The organism is Bhargavaea beijingensis (genome assembly GCF_900101985.1).
In the GTDB taxonomy this organism is placed as follows: domain Bacteria; phylum Bacillota; class Bacilli; order Bacillales_A; family Planococcaceae; genus Bhargavaea; species Bhargavaea beijingensis.
In genome coordinates, this window is the sequence record NZ_FNAR01000001.1 from 57,630 (window position 1) to 82,336 (window position 24,707).

General features: G+C 50.8%; 28 protein-coding genes. 14 read left to right on the forward strand and 14 right to left on the reverse strand.

Annotation, left to right across the window (positions count from 1 at the left end):
* Positions 1–87: 87 nt before the first annotated feature.
* Entirely contained in the window at positions 88–417 is a 330-nt protein-coding gene (locus BLT01_RS00320) for a PadR family transcriptional regulator (RefSeq protein WP_092092840.1), read from the forward strand.
* Positions 414–1,172: an HAAS domain-containing protein gene (locus BLT01_RS00325; RefSeq protein WP_092092845.1), complete on the forward strand. Its 759-nt coding sequence runs from the start codon at positions 414–416 to the stop codon at positions 1,170–1,172. Before BLT01_RS00320 ends, BLT01_RS00325 begins: the two co-directional genes overlap by 4 nt.
* Positions 1,173–1,499: 327 nt before the next feature.
* Here the strand turns inward: BLT01_RS00325 and BLT01_RS00330 are convergent, their stop codons facing one another.
* From BLT01_RS00330 to BLT01_RS00345, 4 genes are all read right to left on the reverse strand, one after another.
* Positions 1,500–2,405 (reverse strand): acetamidase/formamidase family protein, encoded by a 906-nt coding sequence (locus BLT01_RS00330; protein ID WP_092092849.1) that lies wholly within the window; start codon positions 2,403–2,405, stop codon positions 1,500–1,502.
* 130 nt (positions 2,406–2,535) lie between these two features.
* Complete coding sequence (locus BLT01_RS00335) at positions 2,536–2,859, reverse strand: MGMT family protein (RefSeq protein WP_092092854.1); 324 nt, start codon at positions 2,857–2,859, stop codon at positions 2,536–2,538.
* Positions 2,832–4,388, reverse strand: coding sequence for a PH domain-containing protein (locus tag BLT01_RS00340; protein ID WP_092092858.1), 1,557 nt, complete (start codon positions 4,386–4,388; stop codon positions 2,832–2,834). Before BLT01_RS00340 ends, BLT01_RS00335 begins: the two co-directional genes overlap by 28 nt.
* On the reverse strand, positions 4,388–4,885 hold the full coding sequence (locus tag BLT01_RS00345; RefSeq protein ID WP_092092861.1) for a PH domain-containing protein: 498 nt from the start codon (positions 4,883–4,885) through the stop codon (positions 4,388–4,390). The genes BLT01_RS00340 and BLT01_RS00345 overlap by 1 nt, the downstream gene beginning before the upstream one ends.
* 123 nt (positions 4,886–5,008) lie before the next feature.
* Here BLT01_RS00345 and BLT01_RS00350 point away from each other — a divergent pair, with 123 nt between their 5' ends.
* Positions 5,009–6,682 carry a DUF2207 domain-containing protein gene (locus BLT01_RS00350; protein ID WP_092092865.1) on the forward strand — a complete coding sequence of 558 codons (1,674 nt, stop codon included), beginning with the start codon at positions 5,009–5,011 and terminating at the stop codon, positions 6,680–6,682.
* Positions 6,675–6,944: a hypothetical protein gene (locus BLT01_RS00355; protein WP_092092870.1), complete on the forward strand. Its 270-nt coding sequence runs from the start codon at positions 6,675–6,677 to the stop codon at positions 6,942–6,944. The genes BLT01_RS00350 and BLT01_RS00355 overlap by 8 nt, the downstream gene beginning before the upstream one ends.
* Positions 6,945–7,022: 78 nt before the next feature.
* Here the strand turns inward: BLT01_RS00355 and BLT01_RS00360 are convergent, their stop codons facing one another.
* Positions 7,023–7,658: a spore coat protein gene (locus BLT01_RS00360; RefSeq protein WP_092092875.1), complete on the reverse strand. Its 636-nt coding sequence runs from the start codon at positions 7,656–7,658 to the stop codon at positions 7,023–7,025.
* A gap of 180 nt (positions 7,659–7,838) precedes the next feature.
* Here BLT01_RS00360 and BLT01_RS00365 point away from each other — a divergent pair, with 180 nt between their 5' ends.
* The gene (locus BLT01_RS00365; RefSeq protein ID WP_245696825.1) at positions 7,839–8,186 is read left to right on the forward strand and encodes a TOBE domain-containing protein; all 348 of its coding nucleotides are present in this window, start codon (positions 7,839–7,841) and stop codon (positions 8,184–8,186) included.
* An 88-nt stretch (positions 8,187–8,274) separates the two neighbouring features.
* Here BLT01_RS00365 and BLT01_RS15105 read toward each other — a convergent pair whose 3' ends face one another.
* A complete protein-coding gene (locus BLT01_RS15105) occupies positions 8,275–8,430 on the reverse strand; it encodes a hypothetical protein (RefSeq protein ID WP_176764975.1) in 156 nt (51 codons plus the stop codon).
* A gap of 129 nt (positions 8,431–8,559) precedes the next feature.
* Between BLT01_RS15105 and BLT01_RS00370 the strand changes: the two genes are divergently transcribed.
* From BLT01_RS00370 to BLT01_RS00380, 3 genes are all read left to right on the forward strand, one after another.
* A complete protein-coding gene (locus BLT01_RS00370) occupies positions 8,560–9,414 on the forward strand; it encodes a dimethylarginine dimethylaminohydrolase family protein (protein WP_092092880.1) in 855 nt (284 codons plus the stop codon).
* 76 nt (positions 9,415–9,490) lie between these two features.
* Positions 9,491–9,877 (forward strand): DUF302 domain-containing protein, encoded by a 387-nt coding sequence (locus BLT01_RS00375; RefSeq protein WP_092092884.1) that lies wholly within the window; start codon positions 9,491–9,493, stop codon positions 9,875–9,877.
* A 119-nt stretch (positions 9,878–9,996) separates the two neighbouring features.
* The gene (locus tag BLT01_RS00380; RefSeq protein WP_092092888.1) at positions 9,997–10,986 is read left to right on the forward strand and encodes a M23 family metallopeptidase; all 990 of its coding nucleotides are present in this window, start codon (positions 9,997–9,999) and stop codon (positions 10,984–10,986) included.
* A 31-nt stretch (positions 10,987–11,017) separates the two neighbouring features.
* Here BLT01_RS00380 and BLT01_RS00385 read toward each other — a convergent pair whose 3' ends face one another.
* The 3 genes from BLT01_RS00385 to BLT01_RS00395 all read right to left on the reverse strand — a co-directional run bounded on the left by BLT01_RS00385 (position 11,018) and on the right by BLT01_RS00395 (position 14,708).
* Positions 11,018–12,427 carry a sensor histidine kinase gene (locus BLT01_RS00385; protein WP_092092891.1) on the reverse strand — a complete coding sequence of 470 codons (1,410 nt, stop codon included), beginning with the start codon at positions 12,425–12,427 and terminating at the stop codon, positions 11,018–11,020.
* Positions 12,424–13,134, reverse strand: coding sequence for a response regulator transcription factor (locus BLT01_RS00390; RefSeq protein WP_092092896.1), 711 nt, complete (start codon positions 13,132–13,134; stop codon positions 12,424–12,426). The genes BLT01_RS00385 and BLT01_RS00390 overlap by 4 nt, the downstream gene beginning before the upstream one ends.
* Positions 13,135–13,250: 116 nt before the next feature.
* The gene (locus BLT01_RS00395) at positions 13,251–14,708 is read right to left on the reverse strand and encodes a S1C family serine protease (RefSeq protein ID WP_092092901.1); all 1,458 of its coding nucleotides are present in this window, start codon (positions 14,706–14,708) and stop codon (positions 13,251–13,253) included.
* A 148-nt stretch (positions 14,709–14,856) separates the two neighbouring features.
* On the opposite strand from BLT01_RS00395, the gene BLT01_RS00400 reads away from it, so the two are divergent.
* Positions 14,857–15,141 (forward strand): DUF6509 family protein, encoded by a 285-nt coding sequence (locus tag BLT01_RS00400; RefSeq protein ID WP_092092906.1) that lies wholly within the window; start codon positions 14,857–14,859, stop codon positions 15,139–15,141.
* Between the two features lie 201 nt (positions 15,142–15,342).
* Complete coding sequence (locus tag BLT01_RS15110) at positions 15,343–15,519, forward strand: hypothetical protein (protein ID WP_176764976.1); 177 nt, start codon at positions 15,343–15,345, stop codon at positions 15,517–15,519.
* Between the two features lie 96 nt (positions 15,520–15,615).
* On the opposite strand, the gene BLT01_RS00405 is transcribed toward BLT01_RS15110, so the two are convergent.
* Positions 15,616–15,999 (reverse strand): VOC family protein, encoded by a 384-nt coding sequence (locus BLT01_RS00405; RefSeq protein WP_092092911.1) that lies wholly within the window; start codon positions 15,997–15,999, stop codon positions 15,616–15,618.
* A 241-nt stretch (positions 16,000–16,240) separates the two neighbouring features.
* Here BLT01_RS00405 and istA point away from each other — a divergent pair, with 241 nt between their 5' ends.
* The 3 genes from istA (at position 16,241) to istB (ending at position 18,544) form a co-directional block, all read left to right on the forward strand.
* Positions 16,241–17,317, forward strand: coding sequence for an IS21 family transposase (istA, locus tag BLT01_RS00410; protein ID WP_245696837.1), 1,077 nt, complete (start codon positions 16,241–16,243; stop codon positions 17,315–17,317).
* A 284-nt stretch (positions 17,318–17,601) separates the two neighbouring features.
* Positions 17,602–17,790, forward strand: a complete 189-nt coding sequence (locus tag BLT01_RS15355; protein ID WP_245696826.1) for a hypothetical protein — start codon at positions 17,602–17,604, stop codon at positions 17,788–17,790.
* On the forward strand, positions 17,765–18,544 hold the full coding sequence (istB, locus tag BLT01_RS00415; protein WP_092093897.1) for an IS21-like element helper ATPase IstB: 780 nt from the start codon (positions 17,765–17,767) through the stop codon (positions 18,542–18,544). Before BLT01_RS15355 ends, istB begins: the two co-directional genes overlap by 26 nt.
* Positions 18,545–18,599: 55 nt before the next feature.
* Here istB and BLT01_RS15115 read toward each other — a convergent pair whose 3' ends face one another.
* From BLT01_RS15115 to BLT01_RS00425, 4 genes are all read right to left on the reverse strand, one after another.
* Positions 18,600–18,737, reverse strand: a complete 138-nt coding sequence (locus tag BLT01_RS15115) for a lipoprotein (RefSeq protein WP_176764977.1) — start codon at positions 18,735–18,737, stop codon at positions 18,600–18,602.
* A gap of 215 nt (positions 18,738–18,952) precedes the next feature.
* The gene (locus BLT01_RS00420) at positions 18,953–21,583 is read right to left on the reverse strand and encodes a hypothetical protein (RefSeq protein ID WP_092092916.1); all 2,631 of its coding nucleotides are present in this window, start codon (positions 21,581–21,583) and stop codon (positions 18,953–18,955) included.
* A gap of 370 nt (positions 21,584–21,953) precedes the next feature.
* Positions 21,954–22,091 (reverse strand): lipoprotein, encoded by a 138-nt coding sequence (locus tag BLT01_RS15120; RefSeq protein WP_176764967.1) that lies wholly within the window; start codon positions 22,089–22,091, stop codon positions 21,954–21,956.
* 589 nt (positions 22,092–22,680) lie between these two features.
* A complete protein-coding gene (locus BLT01_RS00425) occupies positions 22,681–23,328 on the reverse strand; it encodes a hypothetical protein (protein WP_092092921.1) in 648 nt (215 codons plus the stop codon).
* A 141-nt stretch (positions 23,329–23,469) separates the two neighbouring features.
* On the opposite strand from BLT01_RS00425, the gene BLT01_RS00430 reads away from it, so the two are divergent.
* Positions 23,470–24,696, forward strand: a complete 1,227-nt coding sequence (locus BLT01_RS00430; protein WP_092092926.1) for a phospholipase D-like domain-containing protein — start codon at positions 23,470–23,472, stop codon at positions 24,694–24,696.
* The last annotated feature ends 11 nt before the right edge of the window (positions 24,697–24,707 follow it).

Here is a 24,707-nt window from a genome sequence, read left to right on the forward strand (position 1 = left end):
AAGTTAGTTGACGAGGGCATTTCTGTCTGCTATCATGGTAAACAAGATAGAGGTAATTGGTTAAGCAAGGTACTGGAGGCGGACGCTATGTCAACAAGCCAGATGCTGAAGGGGGTGCTGGAAGGGTGCCTTCTGGCCATCATCGGCAGGGGAGAAACATACGGTTACGAGATGGTCGAGAAGCTGGGGGGATACGGGCTGACCATGGTGAGTGAGGGAAGCATTTATCCGGTGCTCCTGCGCATGCAGAAGGAAGGCTTAGTCATGACGGTCATGCGGCCGTCGCCAAATGGGCCGAAGCGCAAGTATTACCGGCTGACGGATGCCGGGGAACTAGAGCTTGAGGCATTCAAAAAACGCTGGAATGTGATGGCGGGAGCCGTCGGAAACCTGCTGGAGGGGGGGCGGAAACGATGATGCTGTCGAAGAGAAGTGAGGAGTTTATCGCAAACGTCCGGATGTACCTGATGACGTCCGGCAAGAACGAACGGGAAATCGATGAAGTCGCGGAAGAGCTGGAGGACCATCTTGCAGAGCTTGAGATTCGCGGGGAAAGTGTGGACAGAATCACTGGCGGATCACCAAGGGAATACCTCGCGTCGCTTGAACAGGAGATGGACAACGACTATGCCGGCTGGCTCAAGTATGTGCCTGCGTTTCTGGTGTCATTTGCCGCTTTTGCCGCCATGGGCCCGGCCATCCGAGGAATGTTTTCTCTCAATCTGCTGCAGCTGATCGGCTATCCGGTTGTTGCTGGAGTGGTCATCATGCTTTACCGGACCATGTTCCGTAAGATGGCTGCCGGCCAGTGGAGCGATAAAAAACTGTTCCTTGTGGGGGGCGGCCTGTCGATGCTGTCCGTTCTCCTATTTGTCGGTGTGCTTCTGGCTGGTTCCTTTATCATGGATCCGTTCTACACGGCCGGCCGGACCGGAAACTTGGTGATCATCCTGCTGTCGGCAACGGCGTTTGCAGCGGCAGCGGCCATGATGGGCTCCTGGCTCCTCATCACGATTCCTGTAGCGCTTTTTCTGCCGGAGTGGCTGATCCTTTCCATGCCGCTCCAGGAGGAAGCCAAAATGCTTTTCTCTGCCGTCCTCCCATTTATTGCTGTCGTTCTCGTCCTTGCAGCTCACTTGCTTTACGAAAAACGCAAGGCTGATGATGTATAAAAAGCCCCGGCTGTCGTCCGCTCATGCGGTCAGGTTGCCGGGTTTTTGTCTGGCACCCGCGTGATGACTTGCACATGTGCAGGCCAGCCCATCCGGTATCGAGACATTCAGCGCAGGTATCGGGGCATTCACGGCAAGTATCGAAACATTCAGCATGGGTATCGGGACATTCATGGCCAGTATCGAGACATTCGGTCGCAGTATCGCTTTCCGCATGAGCCACGGCAACAGCAATTGCTGGAACGGGCATTCAACCGGACGGAGAAACCCTCGTCCTTATTTAATAAGATAAAGCCGGCTCCCCATCGGAAACCGGCTTGTCCCATCTTATTCGAACAGCGTCACATTGTATGCATCCAGGACGTACTTCGGCACGAAGAATCTTGCCGTCATGAGCGGATCGACAATCTGGCTGATCTGCGACTGTCCGGCGGCGCTCAACATCATGGCCAGGTCTGCGGCGCCGAGGCCGGTCCTTGTAAGCAGGAAGTCTGCCATCTCTTCGACGGCCGCTTTTGCCGCTTCATCGAGAGTCGGTTTCGAGACGAGGAATGCGATGCCGTCCCCGTTCTCGAGGAGCGGGTGGCGGAGGGCGCCTTCCTTCACGACTTCAAGCGTAACGGTCGCCTTGCCGGGCACCTCAATGCCCGAGACGCCGATTTCACCGTCGCCCATCGCCGCATGGAAATCGCCGAGTGCAAACAGTGCGCCTTCCGCGAACACCGGGAAGTAAAGCGTCGCGCCCTCGGCGATCAGGGTCGTGTCCATGTTGCCGCCGTGTGCGCCGGGCGTCCCGCACGGCACGGGCTCGCCTTCAGGAGCGACGCCGATCACACCGATCATCTTGTTGAGCGGGATCTTCAGCTTGTCGTCAAAGACGGCGTGATCGCCCTCGACCGGGATGATCTTGGACGCCATTTCTTCCTGGCGGTGTCCGAGCACGCCGAGATCAGGGCCTGTTGCCATCACTCCCTGGTTTCCGATTTCAAGCTTCTCGATCCGCACTTTCAGCACATCGCCCGGCTGTGCCCCTTCCACATAAATCGGCCCCGTCGCGGGGTTGATCCGCTCCCAGTCGATGCCCCCGATTTTCGTATCGGCCGACTGGACCTGGTTTTCAAAGCAGTCATAGGTTTCGATTTCGATTGTCGTTCCCGACTCCACGCGCTTGACCGGTTCGTGTGTTTTGTCGAACGCATAGATCACATCTTTGCACGCCAGCGTTTCTGCCATTACCGATTGCCCCCTTGCAGACTTGTTGCCAATAGTCTATCAATTTAGCGGCGTTCTGACCAGTGATGCCCTGGCCGAGGTTCAGATGCACTCATTTCACACTTCGGACCGCTCGCACAACCAAAGAGAATCATTCCTCTTCGCCAAACCCCGGGTGCCATCTGTATCGCTCCATGTCCACACGCTTTCCGCCGATTACAAGTACCCCTTCTTCACGCAGCCGCTCCTCCTGCTCAAAAGCGGCCTCCCCGTCACTGATGACGATTTCGCCCTTTGCGTTCACAATGCGGTGCCAAGGGATGCCGTGCTTCCGGCTCATCGAGTGAAGAATTCTGGAAACCTGGCGCGCCCCTCCCGGATTGCCGGCAAGACGCGCAATCTGCCCGTAGGAGGCGACCGTTCCGGCCGGCACTTCTTTCAAAAGCTTCACGACCCGCTCCGTAAAGTCTTCCATGATTCCGCCTCCTCATCTGCCCGTACCAGTTCCGGATTCCGTTCCGTATACCATCGGTTAAACTGTTCCGCCGCCGATTTCGGCAAATCCTTCAGTTCCTCGACATGGACCGGCTTCGCCCGGTTGGTCGTGCCGACTGTGGCGACACCGAACCGCTTCTGCAGAAATGACTGGGATACCGCGGCCTCGATGACTTTCTCCCGTCTGGTCACGAACGTTTCACGCGACAGGCCGCCTTTACTGAATTGGACAAGCGGGCCGCGGATGGCATAACGGGTATTGCGGTAGTCAAAGTACCTCAGGGCATAAGTGAAGACAAAAAGTGCCGCTGCAAGTACCGGCCAGTCCGGGACAAATGGGAAGTCGGGACGCCAGAAGGAAAGCACGAGGGTGCCGATCATGGCGGTCCACGGGAAACGGAGCATCCGTACAGTCAGCGCTGCCTTTGGAAGACGCTCCATCCCGTCCAGCACCCGGATGTCGGGAAGCAGCTCGCCGACCAGCTCAACCGCGCGCTGCTTCCCGAGAAATGGATAAAGTGAGCTGATGTCTTCGAGTCCTTCTTCAAAACTCCCCACGGTAACAAGCTTGGCCTCAGCGAGCCCAAGCAACCGCTTAAACGGCGTTTCGGTGATTTGGATGGCCTGGACATGCTTTTTCCTGACGGAGAGCGAGTGCTCCGTCAGCACGCCCCTCCGGATGTAAATCCGCTCGTCATCCGATGAAATCTCGTACCGGCCATACTTCAAATAGGTCCTGATGATGCCGAACGCGATCGCCGCGACTGCGAACAGGGCGACAGTGATGACGAGCACGATTCCGGAACCAGCCAGGAACGACAGGAAACCCTCTGCCCGGCTGTCGAGATCAAAGAAGTCATCGATGTTCGAATAAAGGGTCGCGAGCACGGGGATGAGTGCGATAAAACTGAACGACAGGAACGATGCCTTCAGAACGTCTTTAAGCTCCGGCGTGAAGTGGACGGTACGGATTTTCCCGGGGAGGGGCCCGGTACCGGCCATTTGCTGAGCTTCACCGCCTATGCTGCCTGATCCGGTAACCGGCCGGTCCGCTTCCATCCGCTCCTTCCGGTAACCGTCCAGCGCCTCTTCGATCCGGGCGGCTTCCGCCTTTGTGATCGCAGGGAATTTCACGCTGGCATCCTCGCCGTCCGCGCCGGTTTCGAGGGTGAGCGAGGTCAGGCCGAACAACCGTAGAACGGCCGGCACTTGCCGATTGACGTTCTGCACGCGGCGGAACGGCACATTGCGATGCTTACGGGAAATGATGCCGCTGTTTATCTGTACCGAATCGGCCTCAAGCCGGTAGGTCGTGCGCCACCAGGACAGGATGATGTTTAGGGTGGAAATCGCGATGGCCGCGATGAAAATCCAGCGGCCCGCCACCACCCATCCCGCATCGGAGCCTCTCCTGAGGACGAACAGGAAGATGAACACAATAGCGCTGTTTTTGACGAGTTCATAAAGCGACAGGAGGATCCGCCCGGGATGCATACGCCGGCTTTCCATCACTCTTCCTCCTCCCGGATCTTCGCGAGCCGGGCGATCCGATTGCGGAATTCTTTGGCTTCCTGCTCCGGCAGCGCAGGGATGGAGTGGTTCGATCCCATCGTGCCGACCGTGAGCGTGTACAGGCCGTATTTCCGTAAAAGCGGGCCCTGTTCAAGCCCGACATACTGGACCTTTGTCATCGGAACCGTCTGGTGCTGGACGGTGAGGACACCGTGCCGCATCTGGACGAATTCCTCGTCCGCCCCGTAACGCCACGTCCGCTGAAGAATCACGGGCTCGATCAAAATTGAATACACCGCCGACAGGGCTGTCAGGCCGCCGAATATCCACAGCACGGTCATGGCCCAGTCCCACCAGCCAAAACGGCTCCCGGCGATGATGAGGCCCGCGAACACGAGCAGCGTGATGCCGTGGCCGATCGTATTTGACAGCCGCCATACCGTCACCGCTTTTTTTGAGATTCTTCCTTCCGGTTCCCTGATGTCGAGTTCCATTGCCCTGCACCTCCGATAAATCTTATTTCCTATACGGAACGGTGTGTGTGAAGGTTTCACGGAACCAGGGCAGCCGTTCTTCCGTATACGGTATCATGAAAGCATAAGACGGGAGGTGCCGGGATGAAACAATGGGTGATGGCGGGTCTCTTGGTGCTGATCATGCTGGCCGGGGCTGTTCCTGCATCCGCCGCGGATCTGAAAGTGAGCAAATCCCAGGTCCGGCTCTGGATCGGTCCTGACGGCGCGGTGAGAGTCAACGAAATCCATACGTATGAAATTCCTGACGGGACCGATGGGGTGTTGCGGGACTTTACTTATGGCACCCATGAAAATGTAAGCGGGTTCCGCGCAGGCGAAGTGGACGGCTCGGCACGGGTCGGTGAAGTCGCGGACGAAGAGGTCCGTCCCGTCGCGGTGAAGGAAGGCGGAACCGGCTGGGAGCTGCTTATGGACGGCCGGGGAGGAAAGCGGACCTTCCTCTTGTCTTACTTACTGGAAGATGCGCTGAAGGTGTACGGCGGATACAGCGATCTTGAGGTCGGGCTATTCTCCAGCACCAGCTACGAGTTTGAGGGGCTCCGGAATTTCGAAGTTTCCGTGGTCCTGCCCGGCAATGCCGGCGCCGCTTCGATCCGGCCGTACACGAGGAACATGAACGGTTCAGAGGTGGATGTGAAGGATAATGGCGTCATTTTCCATGACCCGCTCGTCGAGGAACCGCTGGACGCGGCCTACCGCTTGTTTTTCCCGTCCGATGTGATGGCGGACGCTGTGAAAGGGAACGCACCGCAGACTTTGGAGGAAGCCGCAAAGGCGGAGGAAAAGCGCTACACCTATCTTGCGGCGATCCGTCCGTACCGGGAAACGTTTGAGAACGCCGGGTTCCCGATCGCCCTGGCATTTATCCTGGCCGGATTGGCGGGCTTGGCCATGCCCCAGCGGCTGCCCATCGCAAAAAGGGATGAAGCGATGATCCTTTCCCTGGATCTCGTCTACCTGCATTTCGTCCGCTGGGCGGGTCGCTTCACACCCCGTGCGACAGATGCGGTGCTATATGGGCTTCTTGAAAAACGTGCGGTGTCCGTCATCGGAGGTCCGGGCGAACAGGTCTGGGAGGTGAAGGGCGGCACGGACCGTCTTGAGCCGCATGAGCAGCTGTTCATCAGGAAACTGTTTCGCAATACTGGCGGCCGGCGCATCCTCGGTCCGGCAGAAATCAAGTCGGACCGGGCAAAGCGGGCGCTGAAGGAATGGCACAGGTCCGTTCTCCTCATGTTGGAGGAAGCGGGCACGATGAACCTGAAAATCCCGAAGCGCGTCCTGCTGATCTCCGCACTTATCCCAACAGCTGCCGCCATGATTGGAGTCGTGGTCGCCGCGATGCCGGCGGGATGGCTTGCGGCATTTCTGGCGGGCATACTCGTCTTTTTGTACCTCCATGCGAAGAACATGCATTGGCGCTGGCTCGGTATCGCCTACGGGCTTTACCTGACCCTCAGCGTGGCGGCGTTTGACGTGCCGGATACCGGAGCGGTGATCCTGCTGTTCGTCATCGGCTATCTTCTCGTGTGGCTCTTTTTCCCCCGGGCGCTCCTCGTCTCCCGGTTCGCCTACCGGCTCAAATACGCCATCAACCGGCTGATCTATACGGGGGACCGCTTCCGCGTGCCGGATGGGACATTGGAAGAAAACCGGCTCCGCGAGCACCGGGTGCATGTGCTGGCCCCGAAATTCAAAGGACTCGCCGGGATGATCAGGAACCGGAAAGAAAAGGAAGTGAAGGCGGATGGGTGACCTGTTTATGCTGTTGGCCGCCTTCCTGGAAACCCGCTGGCCCACAAAGAAAAACCGCCTCATCAATCAGCGGATGAAACTGTTGAAGAAAAGCGGAATCCTAGACAGTCTGAACGTCCGTTACGGCCCTGTCGTGATTCACAGCACGGAATTCCGTGAGTTTATCAGAGAGCGGGAATTGGAAAGGATTCTTCAGAATCCCCGTCGGACGGATGAATGGATGAGGGAGCTGGACCTGTATGTGAAGGAACGGGGACTATAAACGTGGATGGAACAAGACACAAAAAAAGCATGCGGACCGCAGAGGGGTCCGCATGCTTTTTCTCCGTTCATGCAGCGATTACTGCATGCCTCCCTGGCTGCCGGCCGGGGCATAGGCGTTCATGATGGCCTGCATGTCCTGCTCGGCAAGCTGCGGCACCTGGTAGTAGTGGTGCTTGTTCTGGTAGATCGACAGCTCGTAGGCCATCTCGATGCAGTTCGGCACCGAGTCGGCGAGCACACGGCGGACAACAGGATTTGTAGTCTCCAGTGCTGCGGCCGTACAGGCCGTCGCGCCGGCTTTGTGGCCAGACAGAAGGAAGCCGGAGATGGCTGCGTCGTTCAGCTCCTGCGGGGACTGCATCGGCTTTTTCGGCTGCGACTGCTTCATCCCGTAAACCCAGTCATTGCCGCCTGCCATCTTGTAGCTCTGCGTCGGCATCTGGGGATCGGTCCCAGACTTGAAGCAGTCGACAAGCGTGTTGTACGACTGCTGCATGAACCGGTACTGGCGGTCCATGATATCGATGAGCTCGGGATCCTGTGCATGCGGACGCATCAGGGTCGACATATCCATCGCACCGATCATCGTCGACAGCACTTCGTGGACGTCAAATGCCTCATGTCCCCCGTGGTTCATCTGCTGGCCCACCTGGCCGGTATGCATATTCGTGTGGGTGACGTTCTGCGGGTCTTGGCCGAAGTTTTGCGTCATCTGCATATTCCCTCCATTTTTTCATGTTGGCCGAACACGGATAGTATCCGCTTTTCTTACGGCATTATGCATTTGCTGAAGGGATGATCGAGTGTCGACGGAATCGTCATGGCAGTGACTTTCATACTGCCTTTATGAAGAAAAAGGCAGTTCGTCATTAACCGACAAGTCCTGCCTTTTATGGACAGAAATAATGTAGAACTATCGATAAAGACGCCTGGCTACGGCGAAGGCCCGGTCACGATGGGCATCCGCCCGGAACATGTCGCGCTCGGGCAGCCTGCTGCCGCAGGCCAGTCAATGGCCGTTGTGGACTCGGAAGTCATTGTTTCCGAGCTGACCGGAGCGGAAACACTTCTCTACTCGAAACTCGGCAGTCAGGAGCTGATCGCCCGTATCGACTCGGGGCTGGATCTCCGAGCAGGGGAAAGTGTCCGGCTCGCCTACGACATGGAACTCGCCCACTTTTTCGATGCCGTAAGCGGAGACCGCCTGAAGCTCGGGGAAAAGGCGGCAATCTCACTATGAATAAAAAACGCAGTTCCGGTTTTACCGGAGCAGCGTTTTTTTCGTTCGGCACATACTGAAACCGGCATTTCAAGATGCCGGTTTTTGGTTACTCGCTTTTTTCCTCATTATGGGTTTCGGCCGATTCACGGGCCTCTTTTTTCATGTCGTCAAGCTTTTCTTCTGCCTTCTTCGCGGCATCATTGGCTTTTTCTGCCCATTTTCCATTCTGCTGATTTTTGTCGTTGTCCGCGTAGCTTTTCATCAGAATCGCTCCCTTTCTGTTCTTGCCCTTATTATTCCCGAGTGCCGTGGAATGAAACAGCCTGTTTTTATCCGTGCGGAATGGGGAAAAGTAAAGCGATCATGGATTTATAGTGGAGGAGAAGAAAAGTTGACATTGCCGAAGGACGAAACATCCAAGATTGAAGTCAGCACAGAATACGGCACGCTCCGGCGGGTGATTCTCTGCCCGCCGCGTTATATGGCGATTGAAGAAGCGATCAATGAAGTGCAAAAGCAATATGAAGATGAGAACATCGATCGGGAGCGGGCGATGGATCAGTACCGCACGTTCCGCGACACGCTCCGTGCCCACGGCGCGGAAGTGATCGAGCTGGAGCCATCTGAAGAATACCCGGAGCAGGTGTTCACCCGCGACATCGGTTTTGCAGTTGGTGACGAGCTGTTCATCTCCCGGATGGCGAGCGATATCCGCCAAGGCGAGGAAGAAGCGCTGGAAACGTTTCTCCACGAAAAAGGCATCCGTTACCGGAAGCTGGAAGGCGGCAGAATCGAAGGCGGGGATGTCATCGTCGACCGGGACACCGTCTATGTCGGAGTCAGTGAGCGAACTTCCCGCGATGCCATCCGGATGCTGACGGAAGAGCTTCCTGAGCATGACATCATACCGGTCGATTTTGACGGGAAATACCTGCACCTCGACTGCGTCTTTAATATCCTGTCGCCGGATACGGCACTGATTTTTCCGGAAGCACTGGATTCGGAGACTGTGGGGAAGCTTGGTGGTAAGTATAATCTGATCGAAGTGAACGCGGACGAGCAGTTCACGATGGGGACGAATGTTCTGTCGATCGGCGGTCGCAAGCTGTTCAGCCTGCCCGTCAACCCTGCGGTGAATCACGCCATGCGTGCACACGGTTACGAGGTCATTGAAATCGACTTTACGGAGATCATCAAATCCGGCGGCTCGTTCCGTTGCTGCTCGATGCCGGTGGAAAGAGACTGACTGTTCGTTTTGACTCATTTCCCGGGGAATCATGTTATTTCCCGGGAAATCGACAAACTGGAACGGAGGAGATAAAATGTTCGATTACACAATGGAAACGGCCAAATCCAGGGAAGAGGCGATTTCGGCTCTTAAAGAAGAACTGGCAGGCGTTCAGTTCGGTGTTCTGTGGGAGCTGGACATGACTGATACGCTTCAGCAGAAAGGACAGGATTTCGACAAGCCCATCACGATTCTGGAAGTATGCAACCCGGCCGCTGCAGCAGAAGTGTTGAAAAAAGAGTTGAGAATCGGCTATCTCCTGCCATGCAAGATCGCTGTCTATGAGGACGGCGGCAAGACCCATATCGGGATGCCAAAGCCGACACAGCTGCTTGGCCTGACCGGCAGGGAAGATATGATTGCTTTTGCCGGGGAGATCGAGGAGACAATGAAAGCTGTAATTGATCGGGCGGCAAAATAATGGTCACATCAAGAATGAGCCTAATGTTAGGTTGAATCAATATTAATATAACCGCATATTGCCACTCATGAGAATGGGACGGCCGGCAAGCCTAAGAGGGTGAAGGGAGGTTATGACCCGTGCGCCACGCCATCTGGCTGCCGGCCTATTTGGTGCTGCTGTCCGTCCTTTTTGTTACGATCGTCCGGGCGGAAGATTCTGGAGAGGAAACGGAGCAGACCACTGCAGAGGAACGGATGAATTTGTATATGACGTACGAGACGCCTGCCGTGCCGTGGCATACGCTTGCCGCAATCGACCGGTACGAGCGGAACATCCAGCGGGTCCGGAACGATCTGGAAGAGATCGGGGGCCCGGTCGCTTTCCGGTTCGAGGATGAATTCTGGGCCGGCGCGCCGAATCCGGAACAGGAGGAAAGCGATCCTGCGGCCATTGAGTTTTTTGAAGGCGGCGGCATGGACGGCAACGGGGACGGCAAAGCCGACCCGGAAGACCCGGAAGACATTCTTTATACACTGGCAAACACGATCGGCAACAAGGGCGGAGACGTGCAGGACCGGCGTCTCGCGCTATACGAATTCTTCGGCAGTGAAGAGGCCGTGCGGCAAATCATGACGATTGACGAACTGTTCCGCAGCTTCGGCACCATCGAGCTCGACGCCCATGTGTTTCCTTTGCCCAAGACCCACCACTACACCTACAGGAGCACATGGGGTGCCAGACGCGGCTGGGGCGGCCGACGGATGCATGAGGGGACCGATCTGTTCGCCTCGTACGGTGTTCCGGTCCGTTCCGTTACCTATGGCGTGATCGAGATGAAGGGCTGGAACGAGTTCGGCGGCTGGCGGGTCGGGATCCGCGATGCTCACAACGTATATCATTATTACGCTCATCTCTCGGGCTTTGAAAAAGGAATCGAAGAAGGGCAAGTCGTCGAGCCTGGAACAGTCGTCGGCTATGTCGGCAGTTCCGGCTACGGCAAGGAAGGTACTTCCGGCAAGTTCCCGCCCCATCTCCATTACGGCATGTACAAATTCGACGGCCGCTCCGAGTGGGCGTTCGATCCATACCCGTCGCTGAACCGGTGGGAACAGGAAGACAGGAAATAGCGAAAGGGCCTTCCCGATGCGGGAGGCCCTTTTACTCTTGGGGAGGAAAGCGCAGCACAAACCTTGTGCCGGCACCTTTTTGGCTTACGACATCGACAGTTCCGCCGTGCAGCCTGACAAGCTGCCGCACGATCGACAGTCCGAGGCCGAATTCCCCGAACGGGTTGGACGTCCGGGAGACGCCTGCGCGGTAGAAGCGGTCCCAGATTCGCTCGACGTCTTCCGGATCGATGCCTTCGCCGGTGTCGGTGATCTCGATGACCGCCGTCCCGCCGTCCACGTATCCCCTAAGAGTGATCGTGCCGTCTCTGGTGAATTGAATGCTGTTTTTCGTGATGTTGATCAGAATCTGGGTCAGCCGGTCGTAATCGGCGAAAACCGTTACGCCGCCTTCTGTTTCCGTGCGGATGACATTGCTTTTATTGTCTGCAATCGGCTCCAGCTGCTCGGCAATCAACGGCAACAGCTCATCCAGCAGGATCTCCGTTTTCTCGAGCGTGATCTGGCCGGAGCGGATCTTCTCATAGTCCAGGTTTTCATTGACGAGACGGATCAGCCGGCGGGTTTCCTTGCCGGCCAGGGCGAGTGCCCGCTCCCGTTCCTGTTCCTGGATCATGCCGTCCCGGAGGCCGTCAAGCGTCCCGCGGATCGTCGTGAGCGGCGTGCGCATCTCATGGGAAACATCAGCGATAAACTGCCGCCGGCGGTTTTCGAGCCGGTCGATTTCATCCATCGATTCCTCCAGCTGTTCTGCCATTCCATTAAAGTCCTCGGACAGCTCCCCGATCTCATCCACTTTGGAAGAAGGAACGCGCACCGAATAGTCGCCGGAAGCGACGAGTGATGCCGCGTTGCGCAGCCGCTTGAGCCGTTTTACATGGAAGGCGGACAGGCCCCATCCGAGCAGAAGGGAGGCGGCAAGCGCCGCAAGCATCGCCCAGAGCAGGTAGCGGTTCAGCTCGGTAATGATCTCACGCGACCCGGAGATCGGGGAAGTGAGCAGCACGCCTCCGGTGAACTGTCCGCCCCGGACATAGGGCAGGAGGGTGAAGGTGACTGCGACATCCGACCGCTCAAACTCCTGGTTCACGATGATGGCCTGTCCGTTCCGGATCTTATCCCATTCCTCTTGGCGCAGCTTAATGAGAGACGCGGGCCTGCCCGAAGAGTAGATCACCGCGGAGTCCGAGTCGAACAAGCTGAACTGGATGTCTCTGCCTTCCAGTACGCGCCCATATTCGCCGAGGATCCGCCGGGTCTGCCCCGGCTCTTCCGACAGGTCCCCCATCAGATTGCGCCCGTAGGACACGAGCTCATCGGCCTTGTCCTCATAAATCAGCTGCTCGGCGAAATGGGCGAACAGCAGTGTCAGGATGAGGAAGGCGATCAGGAGGACGCCGATGTGGCTGGCGATCAGCTGGTAGAGATACCGGAACTTCATCCGTCCGTCTCCTCGAACCGGTAGCCGACGCCCCATACGGTATGGAAAAACTGCCGCCCGCCCGATTCCGTCTTGGAGCGGAGACGCTTCACATGCACGTCCACCGTGCGGTCATCGCCGTAGAATCCGTATCCCCATACATTTTCGATCAGCTGCTCACGCGAGAAGACCTGTTTGGGATGACGGGCGAAGTGGGTAAGCAGATCGAACTCCTTCGGTGTGAGGCCGGGCAGCGGCTCGCCGTCAAGACGCACTTCCCGGGTTTTCTCGTTGATCAGGAAATGCCGGGTCCGGATGATGCCTTCTTCCTCCGGCTGCGGCTGTTTCCCGTATCGGCGGGTCACGGCGCGGATCCGGGCCATGAGCGCAGCCGGGCTGAACGGCTTCGTTACGTAATCGTCCGCTCCGGTTTCAAGCCCCGTCACCTGGTCTTCCTCGCCGGTCTTCGCCGTCAGCATGATCACCGGCACATCGAGTCCCGCCTCGCGGACTTTCCGGCAGATCGTCACACCATCCATGCCCGGGAGCATCCAGTCGATGATCAGGCAGTCATACTCGCCCGTCATCGCCTCCCGGTAGCCCGTGTCCCCGTCTGTAATAAATGTACCGTCGATGCCTTCCTTCGAGAAAAACATCCCGATCATCGACGCCACGCTCTCGCTGTCTTCAATGACGAGAATCCTCACTGCCTCCGCCTCCTTTCCCATCAGATCTCACTCCTTTCAGTATAATCAAAGCTTTAACCTGCCTGCAAAAAAGGGAAGGTGCCGGGCGCCCACAATAAAAACCCGCCGGCAACCTGCTGCCGGCGGGCACTGCCCCATCAAGACGGGGAAGAAGCTTTATTCGAGCCGAGCGTGACCGGGATCTCCGTCTTCTTGCCTTCACGGTAAACAGTGAACACGGCCTGGTCGCCGACTTCAAGTTCGGAGTAGAGATAGCGGCGCAGTGCCTGGCCGTCCTCGATCTCCTCGCCGTCGATGGCGGTAATGACATCGCCTTCCTTGATGCCTCCCTTTGCAGCGGCGCCCTCCGGATCGACGCCCGCGATGTAGACACCCTGAGAGATGTCGTTCGGCAGGCCTTCGAGGTAGCCGCGAGGAATCTGGGCAACATCATACATCGAGATGCCGGCGTAAGGCCGCTCGACATGGCCGGATTCCATCATTTCCTCAACGAGCGGCACGACATCATTGGATGGGATGGCGAACCCGAGGCCTTCAACGCCCGAGCCGCCGATTTTCAGGCTGTTGATGCCGATTACTTCGCCATTCATGTTGACGAGCGCGCCGCCGGAGTTCCCCTGGTTGATGGCAGCGTCGGTCTGGATGACGTTCATCTCCCACTCGCCGGCGGATGTGTCGACGCTGATCGAACGGTCGGTCGCGCTCACGATCCCTTCCGTCACGGAGCGGGACAGCTCGAGTCCGAGCGGGTTGCCGATCGCGACAACCGAGTCTCCGGCGCGAAGCGCGTCAGAGTCGCCGAATGCCAGCGGTTCGGCATCCACCAGGTTCGCATCGACCCGGACAACGGCAAGGTCGCTCAGGGCGTCCGCGCCGACCAGTTCGGCCTCTGCACGTTCACCGTTTTCCAGGGAGACTTCGAGTTTGGATGCCCCTTCAACAACATGGTTGTTTGTCACGATGTAGGCGGACTCATCGTTTTTCTTGATGATGACGCCGGAGCCCGTGCCCGCAGGGATCGACTGGCCGCTGCCGGCGCCGCCGAACGGGTTGCGCTGCTGTTGCTGCTGGTAGTTCACGATGCCGACGATCGAGCCGGATACCTGCTCGACCATATCGGCAAGCGATCCGTCGGTCGACACCTTCGTTACTTTACCTGTCGACTGCTGCGACTCGGACTGCAGGCCGCTCTCAGCCGGCTCGTTTGTCTCTGCAGGATCTCCGTCAAGGAGCGGTACCGCGATGGCGAGCGTCAGGACAGAGCCCGCGACCCCGCCGCCGATCGCCTGCAGCCAGCCGGCGCCGCCGCGCTTTTTCTTTTCGCGGCTGTCTCGCGCCTGCACGGGGGCAGAGGGTTCTTCTGCGGCTCCGGGCATGTCGGACCGGTAGGCTTCCTCGCGTGTTTCTTCCGGGGATTCTTCCGTACTGAAGCGGGCGGGCTCCGTCAGCCGTTCGTCAGGAATCTGGTCGGGCACCCCGTCCTCGCCGTGCTGCCATTCCTGTTCACGGATGTCCGGCTCGGCCGGATTGTGGTTCGGTTCATTTATAGGATCATGCTGATCGCCGGGTTCCCGGCCATTATGGTGATTTGTCATCTGACAATTCCTCCTTGCATCTGTTGACTTCACTTTAAGGGACAGATATGAACAAAGTATTAACAAGATTAAAATCGATTTCCCCGCGTCCCGCGCGCCCCTCTCGGGTATAATAGAACCACCATCACGGAACGGAAGGATGTTGCACATGGAAATCACGGGCCACACGGTCGAACTGCTGAATGACCCGACCGGAATCATCGAAGGGGACCGCTATGAGTTCTTCCTGGATCTCAACCTTGATGAAGAGGACGAGCTGTACACGGAAGGCGGCGTGAAGCTCCGCGTCCTTTTCGCCGTACAGGACGGACGCGAATGGATCGCGAATTATGACTTCATCGAAGCCGCAACCGGCAAGGCGATGGGCTTCGCGCTTGAAGAGGACGAGGAAAAAGAAGTCCTCGAATACTGCCGTACCCATAAGGACGCATGACCCCGCGGACCGGATGCACCGGTCCGTTTTTTCATGCACCTTCAGCACGTATTCTTCCCTTCAGCTGAAAAGGCAAACTTTTGAGCAATGTCCTTTCTAAATGGGCAGAATTTTCGTATAATGATAGCAGGAAAGGTTGTCTGTCTCTAAGTCTCTCTGTCTCTAAGTCTCTCTGTCTCAACACAAGTGAGGAGGGATCGTATGGTAAGGCATCCAAACGGCAAGTTGAACCAGCCCGACGACAAAGAAGCAGTCCTTAACATGATTGATGAGGGGGCCCCGGTCCATTCCGCCCGCGAAGAACAGGCCGGGGACTTTAATCTCCGGCGGGAAAACAGCTTCGGCGAAGAGGAACTCAGGAACATCACGTATCAGTAAACAGCGAACATCGCCCTCCATTGCTGCTGGAGGGCGATGTTCATTTTAGTAAATAATGCCCCCTCTGCAGCTTGGGCTGCGAAGGGGGCACTCTTATTAATCATTGCAGATCATCAGTACATTGCCGTCCGGGTCCCGGAAATTAAAATAGGCAAAATCGCCGATCCGCTCGATCTCTCTTGCAATAGGAATGTCATTCTCCTGAATGAACCGGTAAGCCTCATCGATATCCTCAGCATAAAAGTTAAACAACGCATGATCAGAGGGCTTGAGGGTGAAGCCAGGGTCAAACGTATGGTCATCCAGCGTCAGCCCGGCTTTCGAGGTCACGGGGATATTATAAACAGGTGACTCCACATCACGTTCATCAAACGGAAGTCCAAGCAAGCGGCTGTACCATGCTGCGGACTTCTTGAGGTCACTGACATGAATAAACACATTGTTCACTTTTCCGGCAATCGGTGAAGCGGTTGAATTCATTTTCATCCACCTTTCAGTGAGGGTTAATCTTAGCATTCAATAAGGCGGACGAAATTCCTTTAAAATACAATCAAAAAAGCACCGCCTGTGACGGTGCTTTGTCTCAGTCTTCGTTTTGTTGTAAACGATAAACTGAAAGTGACCAATTTCGAAAAATAGAATAGAGCCACTTTCCAACCAGAAAAACACCTTCTGTATACTGGGATCAGTAGACGGAAGGCGGGGATTGGAAGTGAAGAAAATGGAACTGTATTACAAGATGAAAGACTTGGAGGGAAAGGGATTTTCCCAAAGACAGATTTCTAAAAAGCTGAGAGTCGGAAGGAATACGGTTAGCTCCTACCTGGGCATGTCTTCAAAGCAGTTCATCGAGTATATCCATTCGCTCGAGACGCGGCCAAAGAAGTTGGATCCTTATCGGGAGCACATTCTCGGATGGCTTCGGGAACATCCGGATCTTACCGGCGCCCAGGTCCACGATTGGCTGATTGAGCGGATGGAGCTGAAAGGCGTTACCCAGGCAACGGTCCGAAGCTACGTGAAGGATATAAGGGAGCGTTATGGGATTCCGAAGGTGAAGAACCAACGGGTCTACGCAGCGGTGCCCGAGTTTCAGCCGGGCCATCAGGCCCAAGTGGATTTCGGACAGTTGAAGGTGCTTACGGTGGACGGAAAGGAAAGAAAGCTGTATTGCATCGTCTTCATCCTTTCCCACTCCCGCTTTAAATACGCGGAGTGGTTGGACCGGCCATTCAGGACAGTCGATATGATCCGGGCCCACGAGAATGCCTTCCATTATTTTGGCGGAATGCCGGAAGAGATGGTCTACGACCAGGATGCCATCCTAGCGGTCAGTGAGAATGCGGGCGACCTGATCCTGACATCGGAGTTCGCCAGATACCGGGAACACTGTAGCTTCATTGTGCATCTGTGTCGGCGGAGCGACCCGGAGTCCAAGGGAAGGGTCGAGCAGGCCGTGAAGTACGTGAAGAACAACTTCGCCAAGAACCGGCTATTTGAGGATTTGGCAGCCTGGAACGAATCGACACTCCGCTGGCTGGCACGCACGGGAAACCATAATGTCCACCACAATACAAAAAAGAGACCCGCCGAAGTGCACGCCCTCGAAAAGCCGCACTTACGGAAGATCCCTTCTGAGTTCCCGCTTGGGAACCTAACTGATACCAGTATAACAAGGACCATCCATAAGGACAATGTCATCCGCTTCTCAGGCAACCGGTATTCGGTGCCTGCCGGCACTTTCGGAGCGATGGAAAGAATGTCGCCTACGTCGAAGAGAAGGCGGGAACCCTCCTGATCCGGTTAAAGCCGGAGGCGCCACCAATCGCCATACACCGGATCCCTGAAGAAAAAGGGCTCGTTGTCAGTGATGAGAATCATCGGAAACGAGATGTCTCCAGGAGTACGATTCTCGCCGCAAAAATTACAGAAGCCTTTGCGGACAAGGAACTGATCGGCTGGTATCTCGATGAGTTAAGGAAGAAGTATCCGCGTTATCTTTCAGCTCAGTTCGAACGGATGGAAGACGCCATCCGCGCATACTTGCCTTATGTGGACGAGGCACTTGAGAAGGCCAGGCTATTGAACTTGGTAAGCGCAAATGATTTCCGTGATATCGCCTCTTCCCTGGCAAGGGACTCAAAGGAGAAAAAGAACGGAAAGGCCGAAGAATGGGTTTCTACCTACGAGCACCTCCGGGCAGCCGAGAGGACAGTAGATTACTACGCAAGCGTATTGGGAGGGAATGGCCATAACCAGTCCGGCAACTGATCTACAGGAAAAGTGCAAGTCGCTCCGTCTCGCAGAAACAGCAAAGGAGCTGCCAGAGCTTCTGCGGAGCGCGGAATCGGAAAATTGGACCTACCATGAGTTCATTCACCAAGTCCTTTCTCACGAGCTGGGGGCCCGTGAAAAGAAGAATATCGAGCGATTCATGAAGTGGGCCAATTTCCCGTATCACCGGACGCTTGCGGAGTATGATCTCGGCGAACAGAGCGCAATCGGGGAACGGCAGTTCAAGCTCCTGAAGGAGCTGACATGGATTGACAACCACTTCACGCTCATCCTCATGGGTCCACCCGGGGCCGGCAAGACCCATCTTGCGGTCGGCCTGGGCATCCATGCGATCGAAGACGGCCGCCAGGTAGCCTTCGTCTCGATGGCTGAGCTCGTACATATCCTCAAGACCCGTGAATATGCGAGCAAGTCCCGGACGAGATACAAGCGGATTATCGACTCAGAGCTCGTCATCATCGATGACGTCATGTATATGTCAATCGACCCCAAGGAAGCCAACCTGTTCTTCCAGTTCATCTATGAGCGCTATGACCACACGGCTTTTATCCTTACGTCGAATAAGGGGCCGAATGAATGGGGACGCTTTCTGGGCGACCAGACACTCACCGCCGCCATCCTTGACCGCCTGCTTCACCGCAGTGAGGTCATCTCATTCAGTGAGCACGATGACAGCCTCCGAATGAAGCATCGCAAGACGTTGTTTTCGGATACAATGGCTCCATCCTAATTTGCGAAAGTGGTAACATCCTAATTTTCGAAAATGGCACTTTTCTACTTGACGGTTACATTTGTTCCTGTTGCTCGGAAGGCTCCTCTGTCGGATCCGGTTCCTGCTCATCGCCTCCGGTGCCGCAACCGAACAGAAGGCCTGCTGACAACAGGACAGACATGAATCCGAAAAGTTTCTTATTTAACCCCATCACTCCTTTCTAAAGGATGGGATTAGCTTGTGGGATTTAGGGAAATGGAGGAAAATCGAGGTATATTTTTACGATGTGTATGCAACCACTCACTAAATAAGCGAACAGCGCCCCCTTGTATCATGTGGGAGAGCGCCGTATGTTGCATTCGACAGGAGCTATTAACAATAGCGAATCCTCAGGACATTGCTAAAAAGAAGAAACATCGATATCCATTATTTCGTTGCTTTAAACTCAAACAAACTATCTATATTATGGGTTAACTCACTTGTAACTTCTGTAAAGTCAATTAGTTTTTTATTAGCATTTTTTAAAGTCTTACTAATGATAAACTCCATATGTTTTTTTTCTATTAATGCACCTTTCGATGCCAATAAAACTTTATTTATCAAATTAAAAAATAGGTCTTTAACATTTTCGATAAGTTCATAGTTTTTTCTGTACTCTTCATGAAGATACAATAAGGCATCATTAGTTAAGAATACAATTTCTGTATCATAATATTTGCTAATTGAAGCTCTAATGTCTTCATAAGTATTGGTTGCATTTTTTTGTTTGAATATGTTGCTTATAAAAATATGCCCATCTAAATGTTTGCTATTTGTAAAGTCAGACAACTCTATTGTTTCACTTAATGATCTAATGTAACGTATTGCTTTATCCTTTTCACCCACACTAAAATTGTATCCTTTTAAATCTGTATTTAGCTTACAATCATAGGAAAATGCCAATTTATTAGTTTCTATTTTCTTTCCCACATATTCATCGAAACCCAAGGTAAATACCCCTTCGGGTAGCTCATGACCAATATATTCATGCCCCCACTTTTGTACATTAATAAAGAGGTCTTTTAAAATAGTATAAATATCATCCTCATAATCGGCTGGGGTATAATTATGTACTTTTGGATTTTCTATATTGTGTTTTACTGTTAAATATGATTCAGATGCAGCATCAGAAATGTAATTCTTTGTTTTTAATTCAAGTGTGTAAAATGTTTTATTTAAGAAACTTACTAAATTATTGCTATCTCTCTCGTAAAAGTTTCCGAAACTTATTGCAGAAAAACAGCCGCTAGAATAGCGTTCTATTGCTTTACTTCCCTGACCCACTGTAATAATTAATGTAGGATCTAAAAATTTCTTTAGTTTTGAGAAGGCTAGACCTGAAATAGTTTCAGTACAAACTAACACTTTAAAAAGCTTACCCATCTTATTCTCAATCTTTAAAAATTTAAAAGTAGAACCAGCTACTTTTCTGTTGGAAATACCATTAAATTCCCACTCAGAAGACTCGCAAATTTCCTTTACCTTCCATATTACATATTTATCAATCTTATCATTGTCCATTGTTACAATATGATCATCGATCGTTTTTACCTCAGAATCACAATCAGGACAATCTTCTTGTATAACTTCACCATCCTCAATAATTTCCTCATATGTGCATGAAGTATTTGAGCAAAATCTTTTTAATACCTTAACTTTATTCAACAATCCAGCCTTAAATAATTCATCACGTTTTTTTATTTCTATTGAATTAAGATTTCTTCCATTCCGACTGTTCATTATATAATCTACTAAGTCAGCTTCACCATCTATTGTACCTACATTGGAAATTTGTTTATACAGCGGCAAACCAAAACGGCTAAAAAACTTCTCTTTTAAAATTCTCTTTTTCTCAACGTCTAATCTACTATCGTTCATTTGAAAGATAATATTGCCATTATCTAAGATCGATGAAAATATTGTCCTTCTAGTTCCATGCGATCGAAAAGAAATAGACTCCACACTTTTAATACTACTGATGCTTATTGCTCCCTTTTCATAAGCATCATAAACGGACTGGCTAATATCAATATCTTGCAGGGCAAATGCTATAGCTGGTGAATTTTCTAATGGACTTTCTCTAAATTTAATTCTATCTACTAAAAAGTCGTCTACTTGTTCCCCGGAGAAATTTTTTCCTTTTAAAATGCTGTCTCTAACTGCTTCATGGTTAACATCATTAAATGGCTCTTCCTTAATTTTGGTTGCCGAAGCTTCAAATGTTTCTTCAAGATATTCTTTAATAGCGACTAATTCAAAATTAGCCTTTGTTTTAATTTCAAATAAATTCTTGCTCGAGTCTATCGAAAACAAGATTCTTATGATTTCTCTATTACGGATCGCTTCATTAAAGTCCTCTTTTGAAATATCATTCACTTCTTTATAAAGCAAAATAATGTACAATCCTTCAATTTCGCAATATGAATGAATTTTGTAATTATTCTCCTCCCTAGAAGCCTTGTATAGTTTATCTCTAAGTTTTTGTTCAAAAGTAAATTCATTAGATACTTTATTAACAATAGATTTGTCCATTTCCTTGTCAATGCCATATATAGTTCCAGAAGAATGATTTTGCCATATATTTAATGTTCTAATTGCAAAAAGATGTGACGGTGACTTCTTATATAATGAATAAATTTTACTAATTGGCTTTGTATAGTTTTCGCTTTCTTCATTTGAATGCAATTCGAAATACTGATTAATTGTCTTTTTCTTTCTATTCATGTAATCCTGAAGGTTAAGTATAAGTAATTTTTGAGAGTCGGATAATTTATTACAAAGATCGTCAATAAGTGATTCCTTATTTTCATCTTCTTTAACTTTTATTTCACCTAGTTCTGCTATTTCTTTAATTTCTTTTATTGAATATGAATTTAAATAGCTTCTTATTATTGAAGTGAGTTGAACTGAAGTCTTTTCCTTATTTGAATCAATATTAACTCCTAATTCACGCCAAAATCTTATATCTGATTTATCAACTGCCTCAACGGTATTGTAAACCTTATTGAAGTTTGCCAATTATACACTTCCTCCATATAAGATAGGTTAAATTTGTATTTTTTCACTTTAGTTATTATTCTATCATGATTTATATTAATGTCTCAATCACTCTCACAATGGGGAAGCATTGTCCTAGATAAAATAGTTTGCATCATTGATACCAATATTCGGCTGCAGGTTAAATCCGAGGTCAAAGGCGTGGTAATCAAGTGTCAGGTGATGGACCTCCTCATACTGGCATGGATAAATGTATTGTTGACCTTGCCGGTAATCGGTGAAGCAGTTGAATTCATCGTCATCCGCCTTTCAGTTGGGGTTTAGCATTCAATAAGGCGGAGGAAATTCCTTTAAACTCATCAAAAAAGCACCGCCTGGACGGTGCTTTTCCTCAGTCTTCGTTTTGTTCCTGCTGCTCAGAAGGCTCTTCTGTCGGATCCGGCTCCTGTTCGTCGCCCCCATTGCCGCAACCGAACAGAAGGCCTGCAGACAACAGGACAGACATGAATCCGTATAGCTTTTTATTCAACCCCATCACTCCTTTCATCGGGATGTGATTAGGTTGGGTGAATTTGAGGGGTTTTATTCCGATGCCACTCAGTAAATAAGCGAACAGCGCCCCCTGTATTATGCGGGAGGGCTCTCCGGAATCCTTAATACATGCCTTGCGAAGCACAGAAGTTAAATAGGAGAAATCACTTATCCATTATTTCGTTGCACTCAAAAATACTTTCTATCTTTCTATAATGGGTTAACATTGTTTACCTTGCCGGCAACCGGTAAAGCGGTTAGTTAATCTTCATCCTTTCAGAGATTATCTTAGCCACAACAAGGCGATCGAAATTCCTTCAAACTCATCAAAAAAGCACCGTCTGGACGGTGCGCGGAATTTAAATATCATTATCTTGTCGAAGGTTCATCATCCAGATCGGGCTGCTAATCGTAGCCAACGGTGATGCAACCATACTAAAGCGTGGCTGATAGGAGGACAGGCGTAAGCCCAAATAGCTTTTTATTCACACCTTACCGCCTTTCTTAGGAATAGGTTAAGTAATATTAAGTAATATTTAGAGGGGTCATACTTCCAAGCTGACTTATGAGGAGACCAAATAATAAATCTACTTATACAAGAGTTTATGGCGGTACACATAGAAAACATGTTGGTTTTGTGTGCCTCTTTCAGTTCTGATTATACTATTTTCCAAAACGAGGTTAGGGTTGAGCTCTTGAGCATTATCTATATTCAAAATAAGAGATATACCGGGCACTGTTCTTATAGGTGATGGGAAGGAATACATTTTTCTATGTCTAACAACCCCGTCTCCATAATCACCAAATCCTATTTCCTGTGTGTTTTGGTGAGAGTGTGCAAAAGTATGGTCAAAATTAAAATAATCTCCATAACACAGACAGAATTCTTGGAGATTCCCGAAATCTCTATCCATTTTATAACGGGCAATTGCATAATAGCACTCGCCTTCCTGGTCTTTTCGTCTAAACCGACCACATGGGATTGTACTATTAAACTGAATTGATCCATTACTTTTCAAGGATTTGAGTTCGAACCCCACTCCTTCAATTACTGCATCTGGATGATCGTTAGCGCCAAAATGTTGAATATCAAATGGAATTCCTTTTTCGAACCACTCACTAAAAAGTTCTTGTGAACCGCTTCTATATATGTATGGATAACGATTATTAATTAAATCTCTACACTTAATGTCGAAGATATCAATAGCAACTTTAATTCCATGCAACTCAGACAAATTACTTCCTCCTTATCTCGAATATTATAGATACATAGTACACCACGGGATCCAAATATTCTATTTTATGGATTTGAACTGTGGTATAATACTATTATACTGCGACTGACGTACTATTTTGCTGGAAGGCAGGAGAAAAATTTGGAAGCACACTTTTATCTTCCTCATTCAGAAAGTTTCGTAAAAAATCCTAAAGGCAGTGCACCACCTTTTGTTGATCTTTTAATTAAAGAGCTTAATGATGCGAAGGAGATATATATTTCCCTATTTCTCTTTAATAATATATCGCTTTACAGAGCATTAAAGAGACTAGCTGAACTAGGAACATTAATAAACATTTACACAATACCTTTAAATGGTTATGACGACAAGAAGGTAAGAGCCTTTGACGGATCGAAAAGTATTGATGTATCCAAACGCCAATATGCAGAGTGGATTGTAAAGGATATAATTACAGAAAACATTAATATAAACTATTACTTGGTACCTCATACAAATTTATGGAGCAAACAAAAAGCTTCGAGAGGCAATAATTCGTACGCCTTACATAATAAATCAATATTAGTTAGGTATCATAATGATACTTATAAATGTATTTCTACCTCTTCTAATTTGGCTGTAGGAGATCCTGAAAAGAGTGAAAATTTATTAATTATAGATAGAAATAGTGATATAGCAATGTTTAAAAAGTATTTTGAGTTACTTGGTGAAAACAGTATAAAGTTAGATAATTATCAAAAATTCCGTTCAAAGCATGAAGATTCTCATCTTATTACAACTCCTATTAATTTAAGGGACGACTATGAAAGTTGCTACTTCACTGCTCCATTTATTAAATACAATAATCAAGGTAGTAATCATTTCGTTCAGAATAAAATAATAAAATTCATAGCTAGTTCTAAGAGGAGATTGTTTATATGTTCCCAGCATTTTAGTGATATTAATTCCTATGATAGAAATTCAAAAAGCACTGTTAAAGCAATTATGGATATTGCAAGAAAAAACCCTAGGCTAGAAGTAAAAATTATTAAACAAACTAGAGAATCCCACCAAGCACAGGGAGGTCGTAGCACAGAGGCTGAAGAAGCTTTGATAGGTTTTCCTAATGTTGAAATGAAATTTTGGTACCCTGTTTTGCATGATAAATTTATTATTGTGGATGATGAAATCTTAATAACTACAGCGAATTTCACCCCTACTCAATTTGCATGGGCTGAAAAACATCGAATGAGGTATCATGATAAAGAAATTATCAATACTTTTTCGGACATTAATAGTTTTCACTTTGTTAATGATAAAGACCTTACAGACAGCTATATAAGTCATTTTAATTCTTTATGGGATAGAGGAGAAAGAATTTCATTGTGAATGCGCTTAGA

What these genes read in the sequence shown, in the direction of transcription:
- BLT01_RS00345 (WP_092092861.1), bottom strand. Translation starts at nt 4,885, where the DNA reads ATGGAACTCGACATCAGGGAACCGGAAGGAAGAATCTCAAAAAAAGCG.
- BLT01_RS00360 (WP_092092875.1), bottom strand. Translation starts at nt 7,658, where the DNA reads ATGACGCAAAACTTCGGCCAAGACCCGCAGAACGTCACCCACACGAAT.
- BLT01_RS15110 (WP_176764976.1), top strand. Translation starts at nt 15,343, where the DNA reads ATGGTAAGGCATCCAAACGGCAAGTTGAACCAGCCCGACGACAAAGAA.
- BLT01_RS15115 (WP_176764977.1), bottom strand. Translation starts at nt 18,737, where the DNA reads ATGGGGTTAAATAAGAAACTTTTCGGATTCATGTCTGTCCTGTTGTCA.
- BLT01_RS00330 (WP_092092849.1), bottom strand. Translation starts at nt 2,405, where the DNA reads ATGGCAGAAACGCTGGCGTGCAAAGATGTGATCTATGCGTTCGACAAA.
- BLT01_RS00340 (WP_092092858.1), bottom strand. Translation starts at nt 4,388, where the DNA reads ATGGAAAGCCGGCGTATGCATCCCGGGCGGATCCTCCTGTCGCTTTAT.
- BLT01_RS00355 (WP_092092870.1), top strand. Translation starts at nt 6,675, where the DNA reads ATGGGTGACCTGTTTATGCTGTTGGCCGCCTTCCTGGAAACCCGCTGG.
- BLT01_RS00325 (WP_092092845.1), top strand. Translation starts at nt 414, where the DNA reads ATGATGCTGTCGAAGAGAAGTGAGGAGTTTATCGCAAACGTCCGGATG.
- BLT01_RS00350 (WP_092092865.1), top strand. Translation starts at nt 5,009, where the DNA reads ATGAAACAATGGGTGATGGCGGGTCTCTTGGTGCTGATCATGCTGGCC.
- istA (WP_245696837.1), top strand. Translation starts at nt 16,241, where the DNA reads ATGGAACTGTATTACAAGATGAAAGACTTGGAGGGAAAGGGATTTTCC.
- istB (WP_092093897.1), top strand. Translation starts at nt 17,765, where the DNA reads ATGGCCATAACCAGTCCGGCAACTGATCTACAGGAAAAGTGCAAGTCG.
- BLT01_RS00320 (WP_092092840.1), top strand. Translation starts at nt 88, where the DNA reads ATGTCAACAAGCCAGATGCTGAAGGGGGTGCTGGAAGGGTGCCTTCTG.
- BLT01_RS15105 (WP_176764975.1), bottom strand. Translation starts at nt 8,430, where the DNA reads ATGAAAAGCTACGCGGACAACGACAAAAATCAGCAGAATGGAAAATGG.
- BLT01_RS00405 (WP_092092911.1), bottom strand. Translation starts at nt 15,999, where the DNA reads ATGAATTCAACCGCTTCACCGATTGCCGGAAAAGTGAACAATGTGTTT.
- BLT01_RS00385 (WP_092092891.1), bottom strand. Translation starts at nt 12,427, where the DNA reads ATGAAGTTCCGGTATCTCTACCAGCTGATCGCCAGCCACATCGGCGTC.
- BLT01_RS00365 (WP_245696825.1), top strand. Translation starts at nt 7,839, where the DNA reads ATGGACAGAAATAATGTAGAACTATCGATAAAGACGCCTGGCTACGGC.
- BLT01_RS00390 (WP_092092896.1), bottom strand. Translation starts at nt 13,134, where the DNA reads ATGGGAAAGGAGGCGGAGGCAGTGAGGATTCTCGTCATTGAAGACAGC.
- BLT01_RS00400 (WP_092092906.1), top strand. Translation starts at nt 14,857, where the DNA reads ATGGAAATCACGGGCCACACGGTCGAACTGCTGAATGACCCGACCGGA.
- BLT01_RS00395 (WP_092092901.1), bottom strand. Translation starts at nt 14,708, where the DNA reads ATGACAAATCACCATAATGGCCGGGAACCCGGCGATCAGCATGATCCT.
- BLT01_RS00375 (WP_092092884.1), top strand. Translation starts at nt 9,491, where the DNA reads ATGTTCGATTACACAATGGAAACGGCCAAATCCAGGGAAGAGGCGATT.
- BLT01_RS00335 (WP_092092854.1), bottom strand. Translation starts at nt 2,859, where the DNA reads ATGGAAGACTTTACGGAGCGGGTCGTGAAGCTTTTGAAAGAAGTGCCG.